Source organism: Streptomyces sp. NPDC048560, assembly GCF_040650955.1.
GTDB lineage: Bacteria > Actinomycetota > Actinomycetes > Streptomycetales > Streptomycetaceae > Streptomyces.
The window spans coordinates 186,531-206,638 of sequence record NZ_JBEZIJ010000001.1 but is presented as its reverse complement, the minus strand read 5'-3'; the positions used below and the strand labels follow the sequence as shown (position 1 = coordinate 206,638).

Sequence of the window (20,108 nt, the reverse complement as noted above, 5' to 3'; positions counted from 1 at the left end):
TCGTACCTCTACAGCCTCGTTCGTTCATTCCGTGGAGGTGCCCCGTGCTGGGTCCCGTGATTCTCGCCGCGTCACGCAGCGACAAGATGCGTCGTTTCATCTCGGCAGCGCCGGGCACGAAGCAGGTCGTCGACCGGTTCATCGCCGGTGAGACCGTCGAGCAGGTCGTCCCGATCGTCAAGGACGCCACAGGCAAGGGCCTGGAGGTCACCCTCGACGTCGTGGGCGAGGACATCACCACGCCCGAGCAGGCCGCCGCCGCTCGCGACGCCTACCTGGAGCTGATCGGCCGGCTCAAGGAGCTCGGCCTCGGAACCAGGGCCGAGATGTCCGTCAAGCTCTCGATGTTCGGCCAGGCGCTGGACGGGGGCCACGAGCTGGCCCTCGCCAACGTGCGCCCCGTCGTCGAGGCCGCCGCCACGATCGGCACCACGGTCACGCTGGACGCCGAGGACCACACCACCCTCGACTCGATGTTCGCCATCCACGAGGAGCTGCGGAAGGACTTCCCGCAGACCGGCTGCGTCATCCAGGCGTACCTGTTCCGCACCGAGGACGACGCCCGCCGCCTGGCCGCCGCCGGCAGCCGCGTCCGCATCGTGAAGGGCGCCTACAAGGAGCCCGCCTCCGTGGCGTACCAGGACAAGGCCGAGATCGACAAGGCGTTCGTCCGCATCATCAAGATCCTGATGGACGGCGAGGGCTACCCGATGATCGGGTCCCACGACCCCCGTCTGATCGCGATCACCCAGGAGCTCGCCCGCAAGGCAGGGCGCAAACTGGACGAGTACGAGTTCCAGATGCTGTACGGCATCCGCAGCGACGAGCAGATCCGGCTCGCGGCCGAGGGCCACCGTATGCGCGTCTACACGGCGTACGGCACCGACTGGTACGGCTACTTCATGCGCCGCCTCGCGGAGAAGCCGGCCAACCTCCTGTTCTTCGGCCGTTCCATCCTCACCAAGGGCTGACCTGCCCGGCTGACCCACACCCCCTCTGACACTAGGAGACAAGGCACTCATGGACGCTGTCACCCAGGTCCCCGCGCCGGTCAACGAGCCGGTCCGTTCCTACGCCCCCGGATCGCCCGAGCGCCTCCGCCTCGAAGTGAAGCTCAAGGAGCTCGCCGAGAACCCGATCGACCTGCCGATGACCATCGGCGGCGAGAAGCGGATGGGCGGCGGCGAGCGCTTCGACGTCGTACAGCCGCACAACCACCAGGCCGTCATCGGTACCTTCGCCGGTGCCACGGAGCAGGACGCGCAGGACGCGATCGACGCCGCCCTCGCCGCCGCCCCGGCGTGGCGCGCGATGGCCTTCGACGACCGCGCCGCGATCATCCTGCGTGCGGCGGAGCTCCTCGCCGGTCCGTGGCGCGAGACGCTGGCCGCCTCCACGATGCTCGGCCAGTCGAAGACCGCGCAGCAGGCCGAGATCGACACCCCCTGTGAACTCGTCGACTTCTGGCGCTTCAACGTGCACTACGCGCGCCAGATCCTCGCCGAGCAGCCCCCGGCCAACTCGCCGGGCGTGTGGAACCGCATGGACCACCGCCCGCTTGAGGGCTTCGTCTACGCGATCACGCCGTTCAACTTCACGGCCATCGCGGGCAACCTGCCCACCGCCCCCGCCCTCATGGGCAACGTGGTGGTCTGGAAGCCGTCCCCCACGCAGACCCACGCCGCCGTGCTGCTGATGCAGCTCCTGGAGGAGGCCGGTCTGCCGAAGGGCGTCATCAACCTGGTGACCGGCGACGGCATCGCCGTCTCCGAGGTGGCCCTGAACCACCGCGATCTGGCCGGCATCCACTTCACCGGTTCGACCCCGACCTTCCAGCACCTGTGGAAGACGGTCGGCAACAACATCGCCAAGTACCGCACGTATCCGCGTCTGGTCGGTGAGACCGGCGGCAAGGACTTCGTCGTCGCCCACCCCAGCGCCGACCACGCGATTCTGAAGACCGCGCTGACGCGTGGCTCGTTCGAGTACCAGGGCCAGAAGTGCTCGGCGTCCTCGCGGGCGTACGTCCCGGCCTCCATCTGGAACTCCGGTTTCAAGGAGGCCTTCGCGGCCGAGGTCGACGGCATCACCATGGGTGACGTCACCGACCTGTCGAACTTCATCGGCGCCGTGATCGACGAGCGTTCCTTCGCCAAGAACAAGGCCGCGATCGACCGTGCCGAGGCCGACCCGACCTGCACGATCGTCGCGGGCGGTACGTACGACGACTCGGTCGGCTACTTCGTCCGCCCGACCGTCATCGCCTGCACCGACCCGGAGAACGAGGTCTTCACGACCGAGTACTTCGGCCCGATCCTCGCGGTCCACGTGTACGAGGACGAGAACTACGACGCCATGCTGGAGCAGATGGAGTCCGCCTCGGACTACGCGCTGACGGGTGCGGTCATCTCCAACGACCGTGCCGCCGCGGCCCACACGATGGAGAAGCTGCGGTACGCCGCGGGCAACTTCTACATCAACGACAAGTCGACCGGCGCCGTCGTCGGCCAGCAGCCCTTCGGCGGCGGCCGTGCCTCGGGCACGAACGACAAGGCCGGCGCGCCGCAGAACCTGCAGCGCTGGACGCTGACCCGCGCCATCAAGGAGACGCTGGTCCCGCCGACCGACTACACCTACCCCCACCAGGGCTGACCCGCCCGGGGCGCCGCGCAGGCAGCCCCACCCCGAGTCCCGCCCCCCGTCCGGCCCCCCAGCCGGCCGGGGGGCGGTTTCCATGTGCGCCCAGGACGCCATGACCGCCGGATCAGGCCACGCACCCTTGCGGCATAGGTAATGGGCATGTCAAATTCCTTGCTCGGTACGTACGTCCCCACACGTCATCCGAGAAGGAGCTCCCCCCATGAGACGCACCCTTCGTGCGCGCATCGGCGTTTCCCTGCTCGTCGGCGCGACCCTCGGCCTCGGCGCGACCCCCGCCGGGGCCGAGGCCGTTCCCGCCGCGAGCGCCACCCCCGCTCCGGCCGCGTACGCGATGGACGCCACGCTCGAACGGCAGCTCGGCGCGGACAGCGCGGGCAGCTACCTCGACGCGAAAACCGGCGGCCTCGTCGTCACGGTCACCAGCGACCGCGCCGCCGAACAGGCCCGTGCCGCCGGGGCCACCGTGCGCCGGGTGACACGCAGCGCGGCGGACCTCGAAGCCGCCGTGGATGCACTGGAGGCCGGTGCGAAGATCACCGGCACCTCCTGGGGCATCGACCCCCGGACCAACCAGGTCGCCGTGGAGGCCGACGAGTCGGTCTCCGCACGGGAGATGGCGCGCGTCAAGGCCGTCGCGAACCGGCTCGACGGAGCCGTCCGTATCGCCAGGGTGCCTGGCGTCTTCCACCGCGAGGTCGCCGGCGGCAGCGCCATCTACGGCGGCGGGAGCCGCTGCTCGGCTGCCTTCAACGTCACGAAGAACAGCGCCCGCTACTTCGTGACCGCGGGCCACTGCACCAACATCTCCGCCAACTGGTCCGCGACGTCGGGCGGAGCGGTGATCGGCGTCCGGGAGGGCACGAGCTTCCCGACCAACGACTACGGCATCGTCCGCTACACCGACGGCTCCGCGCCCGCCGGAAACGTCAACCTCCACAACGGCAGCTTCCAGGACATCGCCTCCGCGGCCGACGCGGTGGTGGGCCAGGCCATCAAAAAGAGCGGCTCCACCACCAAGGTGACCAGCGGCACCGTCACCGCGGTCAACGTGACCGTGAACTACGGTGACGGCCCCGTGTACGGCATGGTCCGCACCACCGCCTGCTCGGCCGGCGGCGACAGCGGCGGCGCGCACTTCGCCGGCTCCGTGGCCCTCGGTATCCACTCGGGCAGCTCCGGCTGCACCGGCACGAGCGGCTCCGCGATCCACCAGCCGGTCAAGGAGGCGCTGGCCGCCTACGGCGTCACGGTGTACTGACCTCTCAGCCGGCCCCTCTGCGCCCCCTGTCCGGCGGAACCGCCGGACAGGGGGCGTCCTGGCAGGCTGGGACCCATGACCCCTCCGGCCGGGCTCCGCACCGCACACACTTACGAGCTGACCCCGTCCCTCCTCGGCGGCATCCGGGCGTTCCTGGACACGGCCTTCGACGGGGAATTCGGCGACGAGGACTGGGACCACACCCTGGGCGGGGTCCACGTGCTCGTACGCGGGGAAGGCGGTGACCTCCTCGCCCACGGCGCCGTGGTCCAGCGGCGGGTGGTGCAGGCGGGCCGCTCCTACCGCGTCGGGTACGTCGAGGGAGTGGCCGTCCGCGCCGACCGGCGGCGCGAGGGGCTCGGTGGCCGGGTGATGGCCGCGCTGGAGGACGTCGTCGACCGGGCGTACGCCTTCGGGGCGCTTTCCGCGTCCGAGTCGGGAGCCGGCCTGTACGCGTCCCGGGGCTGGGACGTCTGGACCGGCGGGATCTCGGCCCTCGGCCCCCGGGGCCCGCTGCCCCTGCCGGACGAGGAAGGCGGCACGTACGTACGCGGTGGTCCGGACCCGCATGCGGGCGCGCTCCTCTTCGACTGGCGCGACGGCGACATCCTCTGACCGCCCGGTGAGACGTACGCGCGGCTGCGGCTGCTCGGGGTGGCCGGCGTCCAGGAGTCCGGAGGGCCCCGTTCCGGTGCCGCCGTCTCAGATAGTAGGAAGTCCGAGTAATTGTGGAGACAGAACGGCGCACCTGTCCTAGCTTTGTAGAAGCCGAACGACTCGCTCCATCGAGCGAACGGCGGTTGTGAGCGCGTGCCCCTGAGCAGGTAACCCCTGCGGCACGCTCCCCGCCCCTTCCGGCGCCTCGAAATCCCGATCTCGAATCTCGATCTCGAAATCCTCGCGATCTCAAGGAGTCGATCCATCATGGCCGAGACCACTGCCCGCCGCGTCCGCCACACCCACCGCCCCACCGAGTCCGAGCGCAAGAACGCCGCCGCCGCACTCCAGAGGGCTCTCGACCGCCGGGACAACGGCGGCTCCACCGGCCACTGAGGGCCGGGCCCGCGCCCGGGCCCATGACGCGCACTGTCCGTATCGCGGACAACGGATGTCATGGGCTGGGACGAACAGTAGGGTGCCGATATGTCTCGCAGCATCAATCTCGCAGTGATCCCCGGTGACGGTATCGGCCAGGAGGTCGTGGCCCAGGGCCTCAAGGTCCTCAACGCTGTTCTCCCGCAGGACGTGAAGCTGGAGACCAAGGAGTACGACCTTGGTGCCCAGCGCTGGCACCGCACCGGTGAAACCCTCCCGGACGCGGAGCTGGAAGCGCTCAAGGGCCACGACGCCCTCCTGCTCGGTGCGATCGGTGATCCGTCCGTGCCGTCCGGCGTGCTGGAGCGGGGGCTCCTGCTGAAGCTGCGTTTCGCCTTCGACCACTTCATCAACCTGCGCCCCTCGAAGCTCTTCCCGAACACCGCGACCCCGCTCGCCGGCCGCCCCGACATCGACTTCGTGGTCGTGCGCGAGGGCACCGAGGGCCCGTACACGGGCAACGGCGGCTCGCTCCGCACGGGCACGGAGCACGAGGTCGCCACCGAGGTCAGCATCAACACCGCGTACGGCGTCGAGCGCGTCGTCCGTGACGCCTTCGAGCGGGCGAAGGCCCGTCCGCGCAAGAAGCTGACGCTGGTCCACAAGAACAACGTGCTGGTGTACGCCGGCCACATGTGGAAGAACATCTTCGACGAGGTCGCGACCGAGTACCCCGAGGTCACCACCGACTACCTGCACGTCGACGCCGCGACGATCTTCTTCGTCACCCAGCCGGAGCGCTTCGACGTCATCGTCACCGACAACCTCTTCGGTGACATCCTCACGGACCTCGCCGCCGCCGTGACCGGCGGAATCGGCCTGGCAGCCTCCGGCAACATCAACCCGACGGGCACGTTCCCGTCGATGTTCGAGCCGGTCCACGGTTCTGCCCCCGACATCGCGGGCCAGGGCAAGGCCGACCCGACCGCCACGATCCTCTCCGTCGCCCTCCTGCTGCGTCACCTCGGCTACGAGACCGAGGCCGTGCGCATCGAGGACGCCGTCTCCGCCGATCTCGCGGAGCGCGACGGGGCTCGCACCCGTACCACCGACGAGATCGGCGACGCCCTCGCGGTACGAGTAGCGAGCTGACCCGACGACTCCACTTCGAAGCCGCCGGGTCGCAACGCACCCGGCGGCTTCTCCTGTGCGCTCTCCGGGTGCCACCATCGACCCTGGACCGCACTCACGTCATTTCGTGCACGGCCGCCCCCGGGAGATAATCGAACGCGGGGCCGTGGCTCGTGGCATTGCTCGGACGTCCTAAGACCTCTCTGGTATCTGTCGGGCGGCGGAGGGTGTGAGCGCGGTCCATCACACACAAGACCGGTGAAGGACACGCACTCATGACGACGCCCACGATCGAGCTCAAGCCCTCCTCGAACCCGCTGTCCGACGCGGAGCGCGAGGCGATCCTGGTCAGCCCCGGCTTCGGCCGCCACTTCACCGATCACATGGTGACGATCAGGTGGACGGAGGGCAGGGGCTGGCACGACGCCCAGCTCGTCCCGTACGGCCCGCTGTCGATGGACCCGGCCAACATGACCCTGCACTACGCGCAGGAGATCTTCGAGGGCCTGAAGGCGTACCGCCAGCCCGACGGCACCGTGGCCAGCTTCCGTCCCCAGGCCAACGCCGAGCGCTTCCAGCGGTCCGCCGCCCGGCTCGCGATGCCCGAGCTCCCGGTCGAGACGTTCATCGCGGCCTGCGACGCCCTCGTGCAGCAGGACAAGGCATGGGTTCCGGAGCACGGCGGCGAGGAGTCGCTCTACCTGCGCCCGTTCATGATCGCGGCCGAGGTCGGCCTGGGCGTGCGGCCCGCGAACGAGTACCTCTTCATCGTCATCGCCTCGCCCGCCGGCGCCTACTTCCCCGGTGGCGTGAAGCCCGTCTCCATCTGGCTCTCCGAGAACCGTGTCCGCGCCGTCCCCGGCGGCATGGGCGACGCCAAGACCGGCGGCAACTACGCGGCGTCCCTGCTGGCCCAGGCCGAGGCCGCCGAGCAGGGCTGCGACCAGGTCGCCTACCTGGACGCGGTCGAGCACAAGTGGGTCGAGGAGCTCGGCGGCATGAACCTGTACTTCGTGTACGGGCAGGAGGACGGCACGACGCGCATCGTCACTCCCGAGCTCACCGGCTCGCTGCTCGCCGGCATCACCCGCGACTCGCTGCTCAAGGTCGCCGGTGACCTCGGCTACGAGGCCGAGGAGGGCCGCGTCTCCATCGACCAGTGGAAGGCCGACACCGCGAACGGCACCCTGACCGAGGTCTTCGCCTGCGGCACCGCCGCGGTCATCACGCCCGTCGGCACCGTCAAGTCCGCCCAGGGCGAGTGGGTCCAGGGCGACGGCGCACCCGGCGAGGTCACGATGAAGCTGCGTGACCGCCTGCTGGACATCCAGCGCGGCATCGCCGAGGACACCCACGGCTGGATGCACCCGCTCGGCTAGGGCCTCCGGTCCGGCTCGGTAAGGGCTCGCGGGAGGCTCTCCGGGCCGCCCCGCTGTTCCTCCTCCAGGCCGGCCAAGCTGCCCGCCGCTCAGGCGCCGTACGGATGAGTACGGCGCCTGAGTCGTGTCCCCGACGGGTCGATTTCCGCCGCACAGGCGCGCCCGGCAATTAGAGCGCTGCTCAAAGTCTCACCGAAATTGCGCAGCTATGGCTTCCCCACCTAGAAGCTCGTGGTTAGAGTGACGTTCTAACCCGGAGGTGTGACGACATGAGACTGACCCCGACCGAGCGGGACCGGCTGCTGCTCTTCGGAGCCGCGGAACTGGCGCGGGCGCGCCGGGCGCGCGGGCTGAGGCTCAACGTCCCCGAAGCCACCGCGCTGATCGCGGACACCGTCTGCGAGGCGGCCCGGGACGGGCGGCGGCTCGCGGAGGCCATCGAGGCCGCGCGCGCCGTACTGGGGCCCGACGACGTCCTGCCCGGAGTGGCGGACGTGGTCACCGAGGTCCATGTCGAGGCCGTCTTCGACGACGGCTCCCGGCTCGCGGTCGTGTCCGCGCCCATCGGGGGCGGCGGCCTCGGGGACGGGGCGCCCGGCGCCGTACTGCCCGCTCCGCCGCACGCCGTGCCCGAGCCCGCGCTGCGGCTGACCGTGCGCAACACCGCCACCGTCCCGGTCAGCGTCACGTCGCACTTCCACTTCTTCGAGGCCAACCCACGGCTGGACTTCGACCGGGCCGCGGCCTACGGCATGAGGCTGTCGGTGCCCGCCGGATCGTCGGTGCGCTTCGACCCGGGCGGCGGCGCCGAGGTCGGCCTCGTGCCGATCGGGGGCGCGCGGATCGCGATCGGCTTCGCGGGCCTGGTCGACGGCCCGCTGGACGCCCCCGGAGCGAAGGAAGAGGCCCTGCGGCGCGCGGCGGCCTGCGGCTATCTCGGAGCGGAGGACGCCTGATGGACCCCTACGAATACGCCTCGGTCCACGGACCGCGCGCCGGGGACCGGGTCGTCCTCGGCGACTCCGGTCTGGTGGTGCGCGTCGAATCGGACTCGCAGCGCCAGGGCGACGAGTTCCTCGCCGGGTTCGGCAAGACCGCGCGGGACGGACTGCATCTGAAGGCGGCAGCCGTACGCGACACCTGCGACGTCGTCATCAGCAACGTGCTGGTCATCGACGCAGTCCTGGGGATCCGCAAGGTCTCCATCGGGATCCGTGAGGGCCGGATCCACGCGATCGGGCGGGCCGGGAACCCGGACACCCTCGACGGTGTCGACGTCGTCGTCGGCACCGGGACCAGCATCGTCTCCGGCGAGGGCATGATCGCCACCGCCGGCGCCGTGGACACCCATGTCCACCTGCTCTCGCCGCGCATCATGGAGGCCTCGCTCGCCTCCGGCGTCACCACCGTCATCGGCCAGGAGTTCGGCCCGGTGTGGGGGGTCGGCGTCAACTCGCCGTGGGCGCTGCGCCACGCCTTCAACGCCTTCGACGCCTGGCCGGTCAACATCGGCTTCCTGGCCCGGGGTTCGTCGTCCGACGCCGCTCCGCTGGTGGAGGCGCTGGCCGAGGGCGGCGCGTCCGGTTTCAAGGTCCACGAGGACATGGGCGCCCACACGCGTGCGCTCGACACGGCTCTGCGCGTGGCCGAGGAGCACGATGTGCAGGTCGCCCTGCACAGTGACGGGCTGAACGAGTGCCTGTCGGTCGAGGACACCCTGAGCGTCCTGGACGGCCGGACCATCCACGCCTTCCACATCGAGGGCTGCGGCGGCGGTCACGTGCCGAACGTGCTGAAGATGGCGGGCGTGCCCAACGTCATCGGCTCCTCCACCAACCCGACCCTGCCCTTTGGCCGGGACGCGGTGGCCGAGCACTACGGCATGATCGTCTCCGTGCACGACCTCAAGACCGACCTGCCCGGCGACGCCGCCATGGCGAGGGACCGGATCAGGGCGGGCACGATGGGCGCCGAGGACGTGCTGCACGACCTCGGGGCGATCGGCATCACCTCCTCGGACGCGCAGGGGATGGGGCGTGCGGGCGAGACCGTACGGCGCACCTTCGCGATGGCCGGGAAGATGAAGGCCGAACGGGGGCCGCTGGAGGGCGACGGCCCGCACGACGACAACGCCCGTGTCCTGCGCTACCTCGCGAAGCTCACGATCAACCCCGCCCTGGCCCACGGCCTCGCGCACGAGATCGGTTCGATCGAGGTGGGCAAACTCGCCGACATCGTGCTGTGGAAACCGCAGTTCTTCGGGGCGAAGCCGCAGCTCGTACTGAAGTCGGGCTTTCCGGCGTACGGGGTGACGGGCGACCCCAACGCCGCGACCGACACCTGCGAACCGCTGGTCCTGGGACCGCAGTTCGGTGCCTACGGGACGACTCCGGCGGACATCTCGGTGGCCTTCGTGGCCAAGGCCGCGACCGATCTGGGCTCCGACCTGATGCCCACCCGGCGCCGCAGGGTCGCCGTGAGCGGCACCCGGGGCATCGGCCCGGCGGACCTGCGCCTCAACTCCCGGACCGGAAAGGTGGGCGTCGACGGGGAGAGCGGTCTGGTCACGCTGGACGGCGCTCCGGTGCGCTCGGATCCGGCCGACTCGGTCTCCCTCAACCGCCTCTACTTCCTCTAAGCGCCATCCCGCAACCGCCCTTTGGAGTAAGACGACATGAGCTTCCGTATGCCGCCCGAGTGGGCCCCGCACGAGCGGACCTGGATGGCGTGGCCGGGCCCCAACGCCACCTTCTCCGGTGACGACCTCGCCGAGGCCCGCAGGGCCTGGGCCTCCGTCGCCCGGGCCGTACGCCGCTTCGAGCCGGTGACCATGGTCACCGGCCCCGGCCGGTCGGAGGAGGCCCGGGAGCTGCTCGGCCCGGACATCGAGGTGGTCGAGCACGAGCTGGACGACGCCTGGATGCGCGACATCGGCCCCACCTTCGTCACCGACGGCACCCGGCTCGCGGCCGTCGACTGGGTGTTCAACGGCTGGGGTGCCCAGGACTGGGCCACCTGGGAGCACGACGCGAAGATCGCCCGCCATGTGGCGGACCTCGCGGGTGTTCCCGTACACAGCTCTCCGCTGGTCAACGAGGGCGGCGGCATCCACGTCGACGGCGAGGGCACCGTACTGCTCACCGAGACGGTGCAGCTGGGCCCGGAGCGGAACCCGGGATGGTCCCGGGCCGGCGTCGAGGCCGAGATCCACGCCAGGCTCGGCACCACGAAGGCGATCTGGCTGGAGCGCGGCCTCACCGGTGACTACCCGCCCCACGGCTACGGCACCCTGGGCCACGTCGACATCGTCGCCGCCTTCGCGGGCCCGGGAGTGGTCGTCGCCCACACCCAGCCCGACCCGTCCCACCCCGACCACGCCCTCTGCCGGGAGAACGTGGCGATGCTCAGGTCGCAGACGGACGCCAGGGGCCGCCGGCTGGAGGTCGTCGAGGTCCCCGCCCCCACCGTGGTCCGGGACGAGGACGGCGAGTGGGTCGACTACTCCTACATCAACCACTACCTCTGCAACGGCGGGGTGGTGCTGTGCGCCTTCGACGACCCCCGCGACGAGCAGGCCGCGGAGATCTTCCGACGTCTCCACCCCGGCCGCACCGTGGAACTCGTCGACGCCCGGGCGATCTTCGCGGGCGGGGGCGGCATCCACTGCATCACCCAGCAGCAGCCCGCCGTGCACGGCTGAGCCGCGGATCCGGTAGAACGTACAGGTGAACGAGATACTCCGCGCACCGGCCGCCGCATGAACCGGCCACCAGCCCGCCGGCGCAACATCGCCCCGCCCCGGGAGTCCGTACTCGTCGCGGCCATGACCACCATCGCCGAGCGCGGGCTCGACGGGCTGACCATGGCCGGGCTCGGACGCGAGGTCGGGATGAGCAGCGGGCACCTCCTCTACTACTTCCGGACCAAGGACGAACTGCTGCTGCAGACCCTGGAGTGGAGCGAGGGGCGGCTCGGCGCCGAGCGCGGGGCGCTGCTCTCCCGGCAGGCATCCGCCGCCGAGCGGCTCGACGCGTACGTGGACCTCTACCTGCCCGAAGGGCCGCGCGACCCCCACTGGACGCTCTGGCTGGAGGTCTGGAACCGTTCGCAGAACGCCGACGCGGACGCGCGCGGCCGGCAGGCCGCGATCGAGGGTGCCTGGCACCGCGACCTGGTGGCGCTGCTCGCCGAGGGGATCTCGCGCGGCGAGTTCCGTGCCGTGGACCCCGACCGGTTCGCCGCCCGGCTGCGGGCCCTCCTCGACGGATTCAGCGTCCATGTCGCCGTCGGTATACCGGGCACGGGGCGGGGGCAGGTCCTCTCCCATGTGCGGGAGTTCCTCCGGGACGCGCTGCTGCCTCCGTCGGGCGGGCCGGCTGCGACGGACGTCACGACCGCATCCTGAGACGGGCGCGGGAGGGGGACCGGCGCTGTGCAAGACTGCGACCGTGTCCTCGTTCGTCATGATTATTGGCAGCAGGCGCGCCGGTCCGCAGTGATCGTCCCGTACCACCACGTACGGAGCGGCCATCGTGCCCCAGACCCGCGCGCAGACCTCTCGCACCCGCGAGAGGTTTTTTCGTTTTCCGGCCCTCACCTCGGCCGGGGCGGCGCGCGCGGGATGATGGGGGCAAGTGGAGCCCGATCGTCCGGATCCACTCATCCGACAGGAGTCAGACAGCATGACCACCAAGGCCAAGGCCACCGACGACAGTTTCCATGTCTTCGACACCACACTGCGCGACGGTGCACAGCGTGAAGGCATCAACCTGACGGTCGCGGACAAGCTGACCATTGCCCGGCATCTGGACGACTTCGGCGTCGGCTTCATCGAGGGCGGCTGGCCGGGCGCCAACCCGCGCGACACGGAGTTCTTCGCCCGCGCCGCCCAGGAGATCGACTTCGCCCACGCCCAGCTGGTCGCGTTCGGGGCGACCCGCAGGGCGGGCGGCAGCGCCGCCGACGACCCGCAGGTCAAGGCACTCCTCGACTCCGGGGCGCCGGTGATCACCCTGGTCGCCAAGTCCCACGACCGTCATGTGGAACTGGCCCTGCGCACCACGCTGGAGGAGAACCTGGAGATGGTCCGCGACACCGTCTCCCACCTCCGCGAACAGGGCCGGCGGGTCTTCGTCGACTGCGAGCACTTCTTCGACGGCTACCGCGCCAACGCCGAGTACGCCAAGGCCGTCGTCCGGGCCGCCTCCGAGGCGGGCGCCGACGTCGTCATCCTGTGCGACACCAACGGCGGAATGCTCCCTGCCCAGATCCAGGCCGTGGTCGCCACCGTCCTCGCGGACACCGGGGCCCGCCTCGGCATCCACGCCCAGGACGACACCGGCTGCGCCGTGGCCAACACCCTCGCCGCCGTCGACGCGGGCGCCACCCACGTCCAGTGCACGGCCAACGGCTACGGCGAGCGGGTCGGCAACGCCAACCTCTTCCCCGTCGTCGCGGCCCTGGAACTCAAGTACGGCAAGACCGTCCTGCCCGAGGGCGCGCTGGCCGACATGACCCGCATCTCGCACGCCATCGCCGAGGTCGTCAACCTGACGCCCTCCACCCACCAGCCCTACGTCGGTGTCTCCGCCTTCGCCCACAAGGCCGGACTGCACGCCTCCGCGATCAAGGTGGACCCGGACCTCTACCAGCACATCGATCCCGAGCTCGTCGGCAACACCATGCGCATGCTCGTCTCCGACATGGCGGGCCGCGCCTCGATCGAGCTGAAGGGCAAGGAGCTCGGCATCGACCTCGGCGACGACCGCGAGCTCGTCGGGCGGGTCGTGGCACGGGTCAAGGAGCGCGAACTCCAGGGCTACACCTACGAGGCGGCCGACGCCTCGTTCGAACTGCTGCTGCGCAGCGAGGTCGAGGGCCGGGCACGCAGGTACTTCCGTACGGAGTCCTGGCGTGTCATCACCGAGGACCGCCCCGACGGCACGCACGCCAACGAGGCGACGGTGAAGCTCTGGGCCAAGGGTGAGCGGATCGTCGCCACCGCGGAGGGCAACGGCCCGGTCAACGCACTGGACCGGGCGCTGCGCGTGGGCCTGGAACGGATCTACCCGCAGCTGGCCAAGCTGGAGCTGGTGGACTACAAGGTCCGCATCCTGGAGGGAACGACCGGCACCGACTCCACCACCCGGGTACTGATCACCACGGGTGACGGAGCCGGCGACTGGTCGACGGTGGGCGTGGCCGAGAACATCATCGCGGCCTCCTGGCAGTCACTGGAGGACGCGTACACCTACGGTCTGCTGCGCGCCGGCGTCGAGCCCCTGGACTAGGACCCCACCTCCGGGTGAAGGCCTGTTCACCGGAGCCGCCACTTCTGGTTGGCGGCTCCGGTGCAGGTCCAGATCTGGGTGCGGGCCCCGTTCGCCGATGACTGGTCCGTCACGTCGAGGCACTTGCCGGCGGCCGTGTTGACGAGGTCCCCGGTCGCGGCGTCGTACGTCCAGCGCTGCGCCCCCGTGCCGTTGCAGGTGTACAGCTGGACCTTCGCCCCGTTCGCCGTCGAGCCCGACGTCACGTCCAGGCAGGCACCGAGCACCCGGACCGAGCCGTCGCCCGCCAGCGTCCAGCGCTGGTTGGACGCACCGGTGCAGTCCCAGATCTGTACCGCTGTGCCGTCCGCGCCGCTGTTCCCCGTGGCATCGAGGCACTTGCCGCCGATTCCGGTCAGGGCGCCCGACCTCTCCGTCGGGCCGGACGGGGTGCCGGACCAGGTGAAGGTGGCCGACGTGCGGCCCGGGAGGGAGTACGTGAACTTCTGGCCGCCCCAGTTGACGGTGACCGGCTGTGCGGACGTGGAGCCGTTGTAGGCGATCAGCGCCTTGGAGCCGTCCGGGTTGCGCCAGGCGACGTTGGGCACCGTCGAACTGGCTGTGGACGCGATGCGGGCGGCGCCCGGGCGTACGAACTTCGTCAGGTGACCCATCGTGTAGTACTCGACGGTGTAGTCGACCTGACCGTGCCTGCTGTCCCCGTTGTGCACGGTGATCAGCCCGTCGCAGGTGCCGCAGCCACCGTTGTGCGGGCCCCGGTTCTGGTCCACGGCCAGCGACCACTTGGTCACCGACTTCGCCCAGTTCCGGGTGTAGTCGATGATGTTGAGCATGTCCTCCCGCTGCTGGTCGGCGATCCAGGTGCCGCCCGAGTGCTCTGTCTGGAAGGCGTCCAGCTCCGGGTACTGGTCGTGCACGGCGGTCTGCTTCGCGATGTCGCCGCCGTACCCGTGCCAGGCGATCCCGCCGAAGTTGGGATGGCTGCGCACGGCCGCGTCGTCCACGGTGGCCGCCGCGTACGCGTCGTAGGTGTCCCAGTTCCAGTCGTGGGCCAGCACCTTGGTGGCCAGGCCCGCCGACCGGAGCTTCGGCAGCAGCTCGTTCTTGGTGAAGTAGGCGAGCCCCGAGCCGTTCCAGCTCATGGACGGGTAGCCGGAGCAGCAGGTGGGTTCGTTCTGCGCGGTGACGTAGTCGACCGTGACGCCCTGGGCCTGGTACGCCTGGAGGTACTTCACGAAGTAGTCGGCGTAGGCGCCGTAGTTCTCCGCCTTCAGCCAGCCGCCGTTCAGCTGCCCGCTGTCCTTCATCCAGGCGGGGGCGGTCCACGGGGAGGCGACCGTCGTCAGCGCGGGGTTCAGCTGCTCGGCCTGCTGGGTCAGGGGCAGCACGTCCTGCAGATCGTGGGCGATGGAGAAGCGGTCGAGGTCCGGGTCGGTCTGCCCGGCCGGCACGTCGTCGTAGGTGTAGCCGAACCGTGCGAGGTCGGATCCGCCCATCGGATTGCGTACGAACGAGAGCCCGATGCCCTCGGTGGGGGAGAACAGCTTCCTCATCGTCGCGTCGCGGGTCGCCTGGCTGAGCGCGCCGCTGCCCTTCATCAGCCAGGCGGCCGTGTCGGTGAACGAGGCGCCGCCGCCGGTGAAGGTCTGGTAGCGGGTGTTCTCGTCGACCGTGATGTTGGTGCCCGAACCCCCGTTCCCCGGGCCGAAAGTGATCGGTGCCTGGGCTTGGAGGCCACGGGTGACATGGCGGCCACCGGCGTCGTCCGTGGTGGTCAGGGCGATGCTCACGCTCTCGCCCGCGGCCTGGGCGGTACCGGAGGAGAGCCCGGCCAGACCTGCGGTCGCGAGCGCCGTGGCGAGAAGGACCCTCGCTGCTCTGCTGGTTCGGATCATGGCTGCTGCCTTTCTCGGCAGAGGTGTGGGGGTGTGCCGTCGATCGTGGCGTGAGTGAAAACCGCCCTTACGTGTCCGCGTCAAGAGGGCTCAATGTTCATGAAGTGAACGGACAACGCGTCCGGCCAGGTGGGGGAATGGGTACGGACCAATTCCGGTGTGAAGTATTGACGGCACCTTTTCAGCGGGGTTAACTCCAGCCGCAACGCCGGAACCGGTTCCGGCAGCGGTTGCGGAACCGGTGCCGCAACCGCCGTTCCCGCCCCGCCCCGCCATGCCCCGCCTTGACTCCGGAGGCCTTGTTGCGCGTCACCATCGCCGATGTGGCCCGGGCGGCCGGCGTCAGCAAGACAACGGTGTCCAGAGTCGTCAACGGCAAGGCGGACGTGGACGGTTCGACAGCCGGTCGTGTTCGGGAAGTGATTGCGGGTCTCGGCTACGTGCCCAGCTCGGGCGCCGTCGGACTGGCCCGCGGCAGCAGCCGTACGGTCGGGATGCTGGTGCCCTCGCTGACCTGGCCGTGGATGGGCGAACTCCTCCAGGGAGTCGTCGACACGGTCGAGGCCGCCGACTACGGACTGCTGCTCTTCACCTGCAACCGCGGCGCCGACTCCGTGCGCCGCTTCACCGGTCAGGTGTCGGCGCGCGCCTTCGACGGGCTCGTCGTGGTGGAGCCGGAGAACACGCTCGGCCACCTCACCGAACTGCACCTGGCCGGCCTGCCGATCGTGCTGATCGACGACCGCGGCCATCACCCCGCCTTCCCCTCCGTCGTGACCACCAACCACGAGGGGGGCGCCTCGGCCGCCCGCCATCTGCGGGACTCCGGGCACACCCGGCCACTGGTCGTCACGGGCCCCCGGGGCTTCGGCTGCGTCCGGGACCGGACGCGGGGATTCGCCTCGGTCCTGCCCGACGCCCTGGTCGCGCAAGGCGACTTCACCGAACGCGGCGGCAGGCTCGCTGTCGAGCAACTCCTCTCCTCCGGGACGGAGTTCGACTCGGTGTTCGCGCACAACGACATCAGTGCGGTGGGCGCGCTGCGAGCCCTGCGCGCGGCGGGACGCCGCGTCCCTGACGACGTGGCGGTGGTGGGCTTCGACGACATCCCGGTGGCCAGGCACACCGAACCGCCGCTGACCACCGTGCGCCAGCCCACCCGTCGGATGGGTGAGACGGCGGCTCGGATGCTGCTCTCGCACCTGGGCGGCACCCCCGTACCGGACGAACCGGTGGTACTCCCCACCGAACTGATCGTGCGCCACTCGGCGCCGTAACGACCGGCCCTTCCCGGGCTCTTCCCCTGCTCACTCCGCACTCCACCTCCCGGATCCCGCAGTCGCCACAGGAGCCGCAATGCCACGCACACCGCACGCCCGCGCCCGCCACAGGGCGAGACCGGCCACCGCGGCACTCGCCGCCGTCACCGTCCTCGCCGGACTGCTCGCCGGGGCCGTCCCCAGCGCGGCGGCCGAGGCGGAAGACCCCGCACCGGTCCTCGTCGACCGGTTCGAGGGCGAGGTCCCGTTCGGCAACCCGCCCGCCGACTCCCTCTTCACCTGGGGCGGCGACGCCGACGACCAGCCGAAGCTGGAGTTCGCGGAACGGGCCGACGCCCCCGAGGGCGCCAAGGTCCTCGAGGGCACCTACGACATCAGCGCCTGGGGCGGACTCAGCCACGAGTTCGCCGTGGACCAGCCGCCGAAGAACTGGACCACCCACAAGGGCATCCGCTTCTGGTGGTACGGGCAGAACAAGGCGCCGCTGCCGCCCGGTTCGGGCAAGCGGATCAACTTCGAGATCAAGGACGGCGGCGCCAACGGCGGCGCGTCCGAGCTGTGGACCACCTCCTTCACCGACGACTGGGAGGGCTGGCACCTGATCGAGATCCCGTTCGCGGACTTCGTCTACCGGGCCGACTACCAGCCTGTCGGCGGCATCGACCAGGTCCTCGGCCTCAACGAGATGTGGGGCTACGCCGTCACGCTCCCGACGGGCGCCCCCGGCGCGTTCGCCATGGACGGCGTCGAGCTGTACGGGAAGCCCGACCCGGCACTGAAGTCGAGCGTCGTCGTCGACTCGGCCGTGCACCCGGTGAAGGAGGGGGCCTCGGCGGACATCCGGATCTCCGTCGCCACCACCGGCTCCCTCCCCATCGAGGAGCCCGTCACCGTCGCCTACACGACCGGGGGAGGCAGCGCGTCGGGCGCCGACTACACCCCGGTCACCGGCACCCACACCTTCCCCGCGGGCACCGCCTCCGGCACCTCCCACACGGTGACCGTGGCCACCGCGAAGGACGGGGACGCCGAGTCGGCGGAGACGGTCCCGGTCGGACTGACCGTCACCGGCGCGAAGCCGCCCAAGGAGAACCCGCAGGTCGTCATCGACGCCCACGGACTCCCGTACCAGGACACGAGGCTTCCGGTGAAGAAGCGCGTCGCCGACCTGGTGTCGCGCATGTCGCCCGCCGAGAAGGCCGGCCAGATGACCCAGGCCGAGCGCAACGCGCTGAAGTCGCAGGGCGACATCGCCACGTACGACCTCGGCTCGCTGCTCTCCGGCGGTGGCTCCGTACCCACCCCGAACACGGCCGCGGCCTGGGCGAAGATGGTCGACGCCTACCAGCTGCGCGCCCAGGCGACCCGCTTCCAGATCCCGCTGATCTACGGCGTGGACGCGGTGCACGGCCACAACAACGTGATCGGCTCGACGATCATGCCGCACAACATCGGCATCGGCGCGGGCCGCGACCCGAAGCTCGCCGAGAAGACCGGTGCGGTCACCGCGAGCGAGGTCCGCGCGACCGGCATCCCCTGGGACTTCGCTCCCTGCGTCTGCGTGACCCGCGACGAGCGCTGGGGCCGTTCCTACGAGGCGTACGGCGAGGACCCCGCCCTGGTGGAAGCCATGGAGACGGTCATCAAGGGGATGCAGGGCAACCCCTCAGGAAAGGACCTGGACCGCAACGACAAGGTGCTGGCCAGCGCCAAGCACTTCGTCGGCGACGGCGGGACGGAGTTCGGCTCCTCCACCACGGGCGCGTACACGATCGACCAGGGCATCACGAAGGTCACCCGCGAGGAACTGGAAGCGGTGCACCTCGCGCCGTTCGCCGAGGCCGTCGACCGGGGCGTCGGCACGGTCATGCCGTCCTACTCCTCCCTCGACATCATCGGCGACGACGCCGGCCCGGTGAAGATGCACGCGCACGCGGAGATGATCAAGGGGGTCCTCAAGGACCGCATGGGATTCAAGGGCTTCGTCATCAGCGACTGGCAGGCCATCGACCAGATCCCCGGCGACTACGCCAGTGACGTCCGTACGTCGGTCAACGCCGGACTCGACATGATCATGGTTCCGACCGCGTACCAGGACTTCAGCAGGACGCTTCAGGACGAGGTCGCCGCGGGCCGGATCAGCGAGGCCCGGATCGACGACGCGGTCTCCCGCATCCTGACCCAGAAGTTCCGCCTCGGACTCTTCGAGAAGCCGTACTCCGACCCGGCCAACCTGGACAAGGTCGGCTCCGCCGGACACCGGGCGGTGGCCCGCGAGGCCGCGGCCAAGTCCCAGGTGCTCCTCAAGAACGAAGGGGCCGTCCTCCCGGTCAAGCCCACCCAGAAGGTGTACGTCGCCGGATCCAACGCCGACGACCTCGGAAACCAGGCGGGCGGCTGGACCGTCAGCTGGCAGGGCGCCTCGGGCCGGATCACCACCGGTACGACGATCCTGGAAGGCATGAGGAAGGCGTCCGCCGACCCGGCGTCCGTGGCCTACTCCAAGGACGCCTCGGCCCCGACGGACGGGTACGACGTCGGCGTGGTGGTCGTCGGCGAGACCCCGTACGCCGAAGGCATCGGTGACGTCGGCAACGGCCACGACCTGGAGCTCACGGCCGCCGACCGGGCCGCCGTGGACACGGTCTGCGCCGCCATGAAGTGCGCCGTGCTGGTCGTCTCCGGACGCCCGCAGCTCATCGGCGACAGGCTCGGGGCCATCGACGCCCTCGTGGCTTCCTGGCTGCCGGGCACCGAGGGCGACGGCGTGGCCGACGTTCTCTACGGCAAGCGCCCCTTCACCGGACAGCTCCCGGTGACCTGGCCGAAGTCCGAGGCCCAGGTGCCGATCAACGTCGGCGACGCGGCCTACGACCCGCAGTTCCCCTACGGCTGGGGCCTGAGCACGCTGCAGAAGCCTCCGGCGGGCGGCGACCTCACCCTCTCCGCCCTCGCCGTCGCCGCGCACGTCGCGGAGAAGGCGGGCCTGGGGAGGACCGCGCAGGGCAAGGCGATCGTGGACCGGGCCAGGCTGCTGGTCCAGGAGAGGATCGGGGGCGAGGTGACCGCGGCCGTGTCCAAGCCGTTCGCGGACGCCGACCACCTGCTGCTCTCCGGTGATCTCACGGGGGCGGTCGCGAAGCTCCGCGCGGCGTACCGCGCCGCGTAATCACCTGCGA

15 protein-coding genes are annotated in these 20,108 nt (G+C 70.4%); 14 read left to right on the top strand and 1 reads right to left on the bottom strand.

Going from position 1 to position 20,108, the window contains the following annotated elements:
- Window positions 1-44: 44 nt before the first annotated feature.
- The 12 genes from AB0C82_RS00905 (at window position 45) to cimA (ending at window position 13,754) form a co-directional block, all read left to right on the top strand.
- The gene (locus tag AB0C82_RS00905) at window positions 45-971 is read left to right on the top strand and encodes a proline dehydrogenase family protein (RefSeq protein ID WP_362834932.1); all 927 of its coding nucleotides are present in this window, start codon (window positions 45-47) and stop codon (window positions 969-971) included.
- Between the two features lie 49 nt (window positions 972-1,020).
- Window positions 1,021-2,652 carry an L-glutamate gamma-semialdehyde dehydrogenase gene (gene pruA / locus AB0C82_RS00900; RefSeq protein ID WP_362834930.1) on the top strand — a complete coding sequence of 544 codons (1,632 nt, stop codon included), beginning with the start codon at window positions 1,021-1,023 and terminating at the stop codon, window positions 2,650-2,652.
- 208 nt (window positions 2,653-2,860) lie between these two features.
- Window positions 2,861-3,919: a S1 family peptidase gene (locus AB0C82_RS00895; protein ID WP_362834928.1), complete on the top strand. Its 1,059-nt coding sequence runs from the start codon at window positions 2,861-2,863 to the stop codon at window positions 3,917-3,919.
- A 75-nt stretch (window positions 3,920-3,994) separates the two neighbouring features.
- Window positions 3,995-4,534, top strand: a complete 540-nt coding sequence (locus AB0C82_RS00890; protein ID WP_362834926.1) for a GNAT family N-acetyltransferase — start codon at window positions 3,995-3,997, stop codon at window positions 4,532-4,534.
- Window positions 4,535-4,843: 309 nt separating this feature from the next.
- Window positions 4,844-4,972: a hypothetical protein gene (locus AB0C82_RS00885; protein ID WP_362834924.1), complete on the top strand. Its 129-nt coding sequence runs from the start codon at window positions 4,844-4,846 to the stop codon at window positions 4,970-4,972.
- A gap of 90 nt (window positions 4,973-5,062) precedes the next feature.
- Window positions 5,063-6,106, top strand: coding sequence for a 3-isopropylmalate dehydrogenase (locus AB0C82_RS00880; protein WP_362834922.1), 1,044 nt, complete (start codon window positions 5,063-5,065; stop codon window positions 6,104-6,106).
- 254 nt (window positions 6,107-6,360) lie between these two features.
- Window positions 6,361-7,464: a branched-chain amino acid aminotransferase gene (locus tag AB0C82_RS00875; protein WP_362834920.1), complete on the top strand. Its 1,104-nt coding sequence runs from the start codon at window positions 6,361-6,363 to the stop codon at window positions 7,462-7,464.
- Between the two features lie 269 nt (window positions 7,465-7,733).
- The gene (gene ureA / locus AB0C82_RS00870; protein ID WP_362834918.1) at window positions 7,734-8,420 is read left to right on the top strand and encodes an urease subunit gamma; all 687 of its coding nucleotides are present in this window, start codon (window positions 7,734-7,736) and stop codon (window positions 8,418-8,420) included.
- Window positions 8,420-10,102 carry an urease subunit alpha gene (locus AB0C82_RS00865; RefSeq protein WP_362834916.1) on the top strand — a complete coding sequence of 561 codons (1,683 nt, stop codon included), beginning with the start codon at window positions 8,420-8,422 and terminating at the stop codon, window positions 10,100-10,102. Before ureA ends, AB0C82_RS00865 begins: the two co-directional genes overlap by 1 nt.
- A gap of 36 nt (window positions 10,103-10,138) precedes the next feature.
- Window positions 10,139-11,164, top strand: coding sequence for an agmatine deiminase family protein (locus AB0C82_RS00860; RefSeq protein ID WP_362834914.1), 1,026 nt, complete (start codon window positions 10,139-10,141; stop codon window positions 11,162-11,164).
- A 57-nt stretch (window positions 11,165-11,221) separates the two neighbouring features.
- Window positions 11,222-11,869: a TetR/AcrR family transcriptional regulator gene (locus tag AB0C82_RS00855; protein WP_362834912.1), complete on the top strand. Its 648-nt coding sequence runs from the start codon at window positions 11,222-11,224 to the stop codon at window positions 11,867-11,869.
- A 277-nt stretch (window positions 11,870-12,146) separates the two neighbouring features.
- Window positions 12,147-13,754 carry a citramalate synthase gene (gene cimA / locus AB0C82_RS00850; RefSeq protein ID WP_362834910.1) on the top strand — a complete coding sequence of 536 codons (1,608 nt, stop codon included), beginning with the start codon at window positions 12,147-12,149 and terminating at the stop codon, window positions 13,752-13,754.
- Window positions 13,755-13,780: 26 nt separating this feature from the next.
- Here the strand turns inward: cimA and AB0C82_RS00845 are convergent, their stop codons facing one another.
- Entirely contained in the window at window positions 13,781-15,649 is a 1,869-nt protein-coding gene (locus AB0C82_RS00845) for a lectin (RefSeq protein ID WP_362834908.1), read from the bottom strand.
- Window positions 15,650-15,951: 302 nt separating this feature from the next.
- Here AB0C82_RS00845 and AB0C82_RS00840 point away from each other — a divergent pair, with 302 nt between their 5' ends.
- Window positions 15,952-16,926, top strand: a complete 975-nt coding sequence (locus tag AB0C82_RS00840; protein ID WP_362834906.1) for a LacI family DNA-binding transcriptional regulator — start codon at window positions 15,952-15,954, stop codon at window positions 16,924-16,926.
- A gap of 79 nt (window positions 16,927-17,005) precedes the next feature.
- Window positions 17,006-20,098: a glycoside hydrolase family 3 N-terminal domain-containing protein gene (locus tag AB0C82_RS00835; RefSeq protein WP_362834904.1), complete on the top strand. Its 3,093-nt coding sequence runs from the start codon at window positions 17,006-17,008 to the stop codon at window positions 20,096-20,098.
- Window positions 20,099-20,108 lie beyond the last annotated feature (10 nt).